This is a genomic window from Bacteroidia bacterium (assembly GCA_016218155.1).
In the GTDB taxonomy this organism is placed as follows: domain Bacteria; phylum Bacteroidota; class Bacteroidia; order Bacteroidales; family GWA2-32-17; genus GWA2-32-17.
In genome coordinates this window covers 22,052-30,214 of the sequence record JACREQ010000005.1, presented here as the reverse complement: position 1 = coordinate 30,214, position 8,163 = coordinate 22,052, and the positions used below count along the sequence as shown (strand labels likewise).

Here is an 8,163-nt window from a genome sequence, read left to right as displayed (position 1 = left end):
TACCTAGTTTTGTTACATTGAGTGGATTTTCGAAGAAAATTTGTATCGAAATGAACAAAACGATTAGTTTTCGATACGAAATTCTGAAAGAATTTCACTCAAACTAGCATCGTTTTCTTATATCGAACTCACGTTATAATAAAAATATTTTTTATATATTGCATTATATTAAACTAACTATTTCATTCTTATTACATCATCAAATTATTAATTAAACATGAATAAGCAAACTGTTACAATAAACTTAATTTTAAAAAATATTTTAACATTAAGCATAATATTCACTATTATTTTTAACTGTAATAACACTTTTGCTCAAAATGCAGGGTCACCAGACTTAACATTTGCAGGAACAGGCTATGTTTCAACATCAATAGGAACGGTAAACTCAATGTCATATGGGTTGGTAGTTCAAAATGACGGTAAAACAATAACAGCTGGCAACTCAGTATTTAATGGATATTCAGCAATAACTCTGGTTCGTTATCTTACCAATGGTTCGCTTGATAATAGCTTTGGAAATAATGGTACTGTTATTACCCAAACAGGAATATCATCAAGCGCAAGTTCAATAGTATTGCAGAACGACAATAAAATTATAGCAGTTGGTCGTACACTTATTAATGATACTACATTTAATTTCACTGCAATAAGATATAATACAGATGGCACTATTGATAATACTTTCGGCACAGCAGGAATAGCATTTATTAATGTAGAAAACTCAGCACAGGCATATAATATTGCAATACAAACAACAGGCAAAATAATCATCTCCGGATATTCAAATTTTAATTCAAATACAGGAATATCACTTGTCAGACTAAATGCAAACGGCACACCAGATAACAGTTTTGGAACAAGCGGAATATCAATTCATCATTTTGCCGAAAGTCCTGATGTTGAAGCATGGGCTATGGCATTAGATGCAAATGACAATATTATAACAACAGGAATGATAACTGATGAAATCTTAGGTCGCAATAAAATTGCAGTCGTTAAATTTAATTCAGATGGCAGTCTGGATACAGGTTTTGGCACCTCAGGAATCACAAAAACTTCTTTAAGTAACACAACTGATGATTTTGGTAATGCTATTGACATACAAACTGATGGTAAAATTGTTATTGCAGGAACATCTAATAATACAGCAGTAATTGCAAGGTATAATGTTAACGGTTCCCTCGATTCATCATTCGGAACAGGAGGAATTATACAAACAAATTTTGACATAGCACAGCCTGCCGAAGCTTATGGCATTACAGTTCAGACTGACGGAAAAATTGTTGCGGTAGGTGTTAGCGGACCAAATGCACAAAACACAAATGGAAATTTTGGTCTTCTGAGGTTAAATAATGATGGAACATTTGATAACACATTTGGAAATAACGGAAAAGCTATTACTGATATTAGTAATGGTTACAACGATGTTGCCTTTTGTGTAAAAGAGCATACCGACGGTAAACTTATTGTATCTGGCATATCAAGAGAAAACAATCATTACACGTTTGCAGCTGCCAGATATAATGGAACTGCATTGCAAATTGCAGAGAATTTATCTGATGAAAATATTATGATTTTTCCAAATCCTGTAACAGACCAATTTGAGATTACCGGATTAGAAACAGGGATAATTGAAATAATTAATACTCATGGGCATATTGTTAATACTATAAGTACAACATCTCTAAAACATACTATTAACATATCAGAATTTAATGAAGGGATTTATGCAATAAGAATAACAACTAAAAATGGAATCATAGTTAAAAAACTTATTAAAAATAATTAATTTGCTTACTTCTCGATACGCTTTGCTTCCGCCGCCGCGGCGGACTAGCATTCTAGCTTGTTCCTCAGCCGCAGAGCGGCTGAGGAACAATTTCTATTTGCAACTTCGAGTAGCAAAGCGTATCGAGAAGTAAGCAAATAGATTAACAAAATTACATTTTCTTAAGTCAATGACATTGCCGGCGAAGCAAAGCTATCGAGAACTACAGACACTATTATTTGTGATTAACAAATCATTTATTTCCGTTTCCAGATGCTTTGGATTGCTTAGCATGACTATAAAACAGATTTGAATCTGTAACCCAAATAAGTGTATAGATATTAACTAAAACAACAACAATATAATTTCTACAGGACAAAAAAATACAATTATCGTAATTAATCGTTCATTTATCGGATTAATCATTAAAAAACATTTCAATTTTATTATATTTGATTTTAAATTAAAAGGTTCGAAAAAACACACAAATTAATAACAATTTATAATGAAAGACATTATTCAATTTGGCGAAAATGTAGATGGATATAATGTTCCTGTTTTAAATGAAAGAGAAGTAAGAGCAGCTGCAGGCATTTTGTTTTTGTTTGCTTTTCTATCATTGCTTATAATTATTTTTGAAGGAAACTTTTTACTGGCAAAACTTTTCCTTTTAGTTTTTCTTTTGGATTTTATAATACGTGTTATAATTAATCCAAAATTCTCACCAAGCCTTATACTTGGGAGACTCATTGTTGGTAATCAAAAACCGGAATATGTAGGAGCACCGCAAAAGAAATTTGCATGGACTATAGGTCTGGTAATGGGACTAATCATGTTTGTATTAATGGTATTAATGAATACAAACAGTTTTATAACCGGTCTTATTTGCTTAATCTGCTTAATTCTTCTATTCTTCGAATCGGCGTTTGGTATATGTCTAGGCTGTATATTCTATAAACTTATTTATAAAAACAAAGTACAATATTGTCCCGGAGAAAGCTGCGAAACGAAGAAAAAAGAAGATATACAAAAAGTTTCTTTAGTACAATTACTAATATTTTTAGGATTCTTAGTGTACATTGTTTTTTCTGTTTATTTATTAAAAGATACACTTCAATCTAAAACCGAGAATTTGTGGACTAAACTCGGAATTAAAAAGGAAATTAATATTAATAAATAACATCGCTTAATTTTCATACATTCCAACAATTTTACTTTAAATCATAAGCTGTTATTCATACTTTTATTTTAGCATTTATATAGTTATATTTGGTTTATCAATTTAAAAAGATAATCAACAACATAATTATTATAATAATGAAAGTTATAGCAATCAACGGAAGCCCTAAAAAAGAAGGAAATACTTTTAATGCTTTAAATATTGTTGGTAACGAGATTTCATCTGCCGGCATTAATTTTGAAATCCTGCATATAGGTAATAAAATGATACATGGCTGTATGGCTTGTGGCAAATGTGCAATAAATCAGGATCAAAAATGTACAATAATTACCGATGAACTAAATGAATGGATACAAAAAATAAAAGAGGCAGACGGCATTATTCTAGGTTCACCTGTTTATTATTCAGGAATTGCAGGAACAATGAAAAGTTTCTTAGACCGGTTATTTTATGTTTCTACATCAAATGGTAATTTATTCCGCCACAAAGTTGGCGCAGCAGTTGTAGCAGTCAGACGCTCCGGAGGTTCATCAACATTAGACAGCTTATACCATTACCTTACATATTCCGAAATGATTTTAGCCACATCAAATTACTGGAATATAATTCACGGCAGAACACCAGGTGAAGTTAATCAGGATGCAGAAGGTGTTCAGATTATGCGTTTGTTGGGAAAAAATATGGCATGGTTGTTAAAAATGAAAGAAGCTACAATTAATATTATTGAAGCACCATTAAAAGAGAAAAAAGAAGTAACAAATTTTATAAGATAAATAGATTAACATTGTTCACAATTTAAGTCATCAACTTGAAAAGTACAATTATATTTTTGTCCATTTTACTAATAATAACAGTAAAATCATTTTGTCAACAGAGTGCAGAAACAGTTGTTGACTTTGACGGAAATATATACAATACTATAACAATTGGAGAACAAACATGGATGAAAGAAAATCTGAGAGTAACACATTACAGGAATGGTGACAGCATACAAAATGTTCGATACACTAAAGACTGGGTTAATCTTACTAATCTGCAACAAGGTGCATATTGCAAATATTATAATTCAGAATATAATGCAAAAATTTATGGAAATCTTTATAACTGTTATGCTGTTAAAGATTACTCCAGATTATGTCCTTCGGGATGGCATGTGCCAACTGATGAAGAATGGACAATGCTTGCAAAATATTTAGGAGGTGATAGTATTGCCGGAAATAAGCTCAAGGAACTGGGAACAAAACATTGGGAAAGCCCGAATACCGGAGCTACAAATGAAAGCGGTTTTACTGCACTTCCGGGTGGTTACCGTTCTTTAGGCTTTTTTGAAGATATTGGATACAACGGCAGTTGGTGGAGCTCATCAAAAGATTATTCTGTAAACGGTTTATGGTTACAAAAACCATATGACAGATACTGGTACAGATATATAAAATCTGACAAAAAAGAATTAGGTAGAGATAAAACAACAATGCAAGACGGATATTCAGTTCGCTGCATTAAGGATACTATTAAAAAATAACAAATGAGATTTCTTTTTTACATAGTATTTGTTTTTTCATTGATTTTTTCAGTAGAAACTTATTCACAAAAAGATTCTACCGACACTAAAATGTCATTTGACTTAGGTCTTACACGAGGTAACAACATAAATATTTTACCGCTTTTTAAAAGAGTTAAATCAAAAGAGAAAAAAGAAATAGATGTTTTATTTCCATTATATGCCTTTAAACGAAACTATGTTGAGCAAACAAAGCGTTCACACCTATTCCCTTTATACTGGGCTGACAGCACTTCAAAAACTCACGATTTCAGATTATTTACAGTTTACTACCCTTCACTAATTCATCTCTCAAATGAGAAAACAAAAGACATTCATTCTTTTATACTCTTCGACCTTGCACCTGAAATAAATTTGCTTGAGTTTACCAGATCTTCCGATGGAAAATATTTACAAAATAACATCCTGTTTTTTCTATGGTATCATAACAACATAACAGAACAGAGGTCGCATTTAGTATTTTTTCCACTTTACTGGTCATATAGGAATAAAGAAAGATATACTAACACATTTATACCATTATACATCTCGGGAACATATAATCGCGGGAAAGCTAAATATACTGCTGTAACACCATTATTCTGGCATTTTAAAAAAGATGAAAAAACAAGAAATGTACTTTTTCCATTATGGTGGAACATGAAATCTGAAAACAATAATAACATTATACGCTCAAATACGATTTTTCCAGTTTACTGGTCATATAAAGATCAGAATCAAAATTATAAAGCATTATTTCCTATATTATGGAGTAATAAAACAAATGAATTTAATTCTATTACTATTTTCCCTTTATTTGCCAAGAAAGTGAGTATTGATAATAGTTCAAAAAGAATAATGCTCACACCATTTTTCTGGCATAATAAAAAAAATGATAAAATAAGAAATACACTTTTTCCAATTTGGTGGTATAAAAAAGCCGGAAGTGGTGAAAATACCGTAATATCTAATAATCTATTCCCAATATATTGGTCATACAAAGGAAATGGCTATGAACACAAAATATTATTTCCTGTTTTATGGAAATATAAAGATCCATTGTATTCTTCTATTACATTATTTCCGCTTTTTTCAGCAGGTAATTCATATGATAATAGTATAAGTCACACTACTATTACTCCATTATTCTGGCATCTTAAAGACCGTGGAAAAACTAAAAATGTTTTTTTCCCATTATGGTGGCATAGCAAAATAACATCAAGCACAGATACAATATCATCAAATGTTATTTTTCCGTTTTTCTGGCATAATAAAGATAAATATAATGAGAGTCAGACAATATTTCCATTTGTTTGGATAAACAGAAATCAAAATTATAAATATACAACAGTATTTCCATTATACTCATCAGGACTATCATACGATTCAACCATCAGCCATTTAATTATAACACCATTCTTTTGGAAATCAAGATACGGAAATGAATATCGTAACATCTTGTTTCCATTATATTTTTCATATAGAAACAATGTAAAAAGCAGAAAAGTTATATTTCCTGTTTTCTGGATTTTAAAAGACAGTGCATATAATTCGGTAACAATAGCTCCGTTTTATTCCAGCGCACATTCTTTAGATAACAAAATGGGTTATAAAATGATCACTCCATTTTTCTGGCATTTTAAAGAAAATGAAAAAACAAAAAATATATTATTTCCTTTATGGTGGAATACAAAAACAGGTAGTGGCGAAAACATTAAATCTACAAATGTATTTTCTTTAATTTTCTGGTCATATAAAGATAAAGTAACAAATAACAAGGTTATTTTTCCAATTGTTTGGAGTTTAAGAAATAATTATCGTAATTCTTTTACATTTCTTCCTCTATTCTCCATGGGAGAGAAAAAAGACATGCTTAAAAGTCATCTAATGATCACACCATTATTCTGGCACTTTAAAAACAATAATAATTACAGCAACATACTTTTTCCTTTGCTGTGGAATATAAAGAAAGTAAATTCAGATGACACAATAAAATCAAATGTTATTTTTCCAATCTATTGGTCATTTAAAAACCATGATAGAAACAATAAAATAGTATTTCCTGTAATCTGGAAATTTAAAAATAAAGAATACAAGTCGTTTACATTTTTACCTTTATTTTCATCCGGAAAGTCATTAACAGAGCCTAAAAAACATTTAGCAGTCACACCTTTATTCTGGCATTTCGAAAATGGCAACAAAAATAAAAATGTATTATTCCCACTTTGGTGGAATTTCAAAATTTTAGACGAGCTAAATCCTGTTAAAACGAATATTGTTTTCCCAGTTTACTGGTCATATAAGGATACAGATACGTACAACAGAGTTATATTTCCGATAGCATGGAGTTTTAAAAACAAAAACTACAATTCTATAACATTCTTCCCTTTATATTCATCCGGACAAACACCAGATTCAAAAACCAGACATTTAACAGTTACACCATTATTCTGGCATATTAAAACACCAGAAACAACAGCAAATATTTTATTCCCCTTATTATGGAACATCAGAAATGGTAATGGCGAATATGCAAGAACATCTAATATTGTATTCCCTGTTTATTGGTCTTACAAGGATAAATTAACAAATAATAAAACATTATTACCATTAATCTGGAGTAAGAAAACTGAAAAATATAATTCATTCACATTATTACCTCTCTTTTACATTAAAAAAACAACAGATAATGAGAATAAGCAGGTAATGGTTACACCCTTATTCTGGCACACCAAAAACAGAAATAACATAAAAAATGTATTATTCCCTATTTTCTGGAGTAACAAAAAAGGAAGTGGTGAATACACAAAAACTTCTAATGTATTATTTCCTATTTACTGGTCATATAAAAACAATAAACACAACAATAAAATATTATTTCCTTTAATATGGAGTTTAAAAAACAAATACTATAGCTCATTTACATTATTTCCGTTAATATCAATTGGTAATTCGCCGGATAAAGAGACAAAACACTTTGTCTTCACCCCTCTTTTCTGGAACATTCATAAACCTGACTCAAGACGAATCAGACTTTTTCCGGCTTTCAGTTATTATAATAACAAATCAGGAGTTTCAGATTTTAACATACTATACATATTGTTTAACTCTCACAAAGAACCTGGTAAATCAGTTACAGGTCTTATATCTCCTTTGTTTCTTTATGAAAAACGTCCAAATTACACATACTGCAGACTTGCTCCGGTATTTTGGTATAAAAATTCTCCCGGCGATAAATACTTTTCAATTCAGCCATTATTTTATCATGGAAAGGATTCGGTTTCAGAAAACTTCAATATCTTCTGGCAACTATATAACAGAAAAAATATTTTCAATACTAAAAAATCAACAAACTTTATCTGGAAGACTGTTTTTAACGACAAATACACTAATGGTGATCATGAATTCAGAGTACTTTATTTCTTGTATGCAAATATGAATAAAGAAGGCAGAACAGAAAAAAGTATTTTCCCTCTTTACCATTCTTCAAAAGATACTGTAGGGAACAAATCCTTGTCAGTATTTTTCTATTTCTATCGTTCATTTAAACGAAAAATTGAAGGCACAAATGAATTTTATATGGAAGATGACATTTTCTGGTTTATTCGTTTTCGCTCTAATTTCCGTCAGTTAAATGCAAAAGGTATTGACGAAAAAATTATCAGGCAATAA

5 protein-coding genes are annotated in these 8,163 nt (G+C 30.4%); all 5 read left to right on the top strand.

Annotated features, from left to right (window positions below):
- Positions 1 to 217: 217 nt before the first annotated feature.
- The 5 genes from HY951_00535 (at position 218) to HY951_00515 (ending at position 8,163) form a co-directional block, all read left to right on the top strand.
- The gene (locus HY951_00535; protein MBI5538519.1) at positions 218 to 1,792 is read left to right on the top strand and encodes a T9SS type A sorting domain-containing protein; all 1,575 of its coding nucleotides are present in this window, start codon (positions 218 to 220) and stop codon (positions 1,790 to 1,792) included.
- Between the two features lie 484 nt (positions 1,793 to 2,276).
- Positions 2,277 to 2,951, top strand: a complete 675-nt coding sequence (locus tag HY951_00530) for a DUF4395 domain-containing protein (GenBank protein MBI5538518.1) — start codon at positions 2,277 to 2,279, stop codon at positions 2,949 to 2,951.
- A gap of 137 nt (positions 2,952 to 3,088) precedes the next feature.
- Positions 3,089 to 3,724: a flavodoxin family protein gene (locus HY951_00525; GenBank protein ID MBI5538517.1), complete on the top strand. Its 636-nt coding sequence runs from the start codon at positions 3,089 to 3,091 to the stop codon at positions 3,722 to 3,724.
- Positions 3,725 to 3,780: 56 nt separating this feature from the next.
- Positions 3,781 to 4,473 carry a fibrobacter succinogenes major paralogous domain-containing protein gene (locus HY951_00520; GenBank protein ID MBI5538516.1) on the top strand — a complete coding sequence of 231 codons (693 nt, stop codon included), beginning with the start codon at positions 3,781 to 3,783 and terminating at the stop codon, positions 4,471 to 4,473.
- Between the two features lie 3 nt (positions 4,474 to 4,476).
- Entirely contained in the window at positions 4,477 to 8,163 is a 3,687-nt protein-coding gene (locus HY951_00515) for a hypothetical protein (GenBank protein MBI5538515.1), read from the top strand.

Excerpts from the sequence above, each read along its gene's own strand:
- HY951_00525 (MBI5538517.1), top strand. The coding sequence starts at position 3,089 with ATGAAAGTTATAGCAATCAACGGAAGCCCTAAAAAAGAAGGAAATACT.
- HY951_00535 (MBI5538519.1), top strand. The coding sequence starts at position 218 with ATGAATAAGCAAACTGTTACAATAAACTTAATTTTAAAAAATATTTTA.
- HY951_00530 (MBI5538518.1), top strand. The coding sequence starts at position 2,277 with ATGAAAGACATTATTCAATTTGGCGAAAATGTAGATGGATATAATGTT.
- HY951_00515 (MBI5538515.1), top strand. The coding sequence starts at position 4,477 with ATGAGATTTCTTTTTTACATAGTATTTGTTTTTTCATTGATTTTTTCA.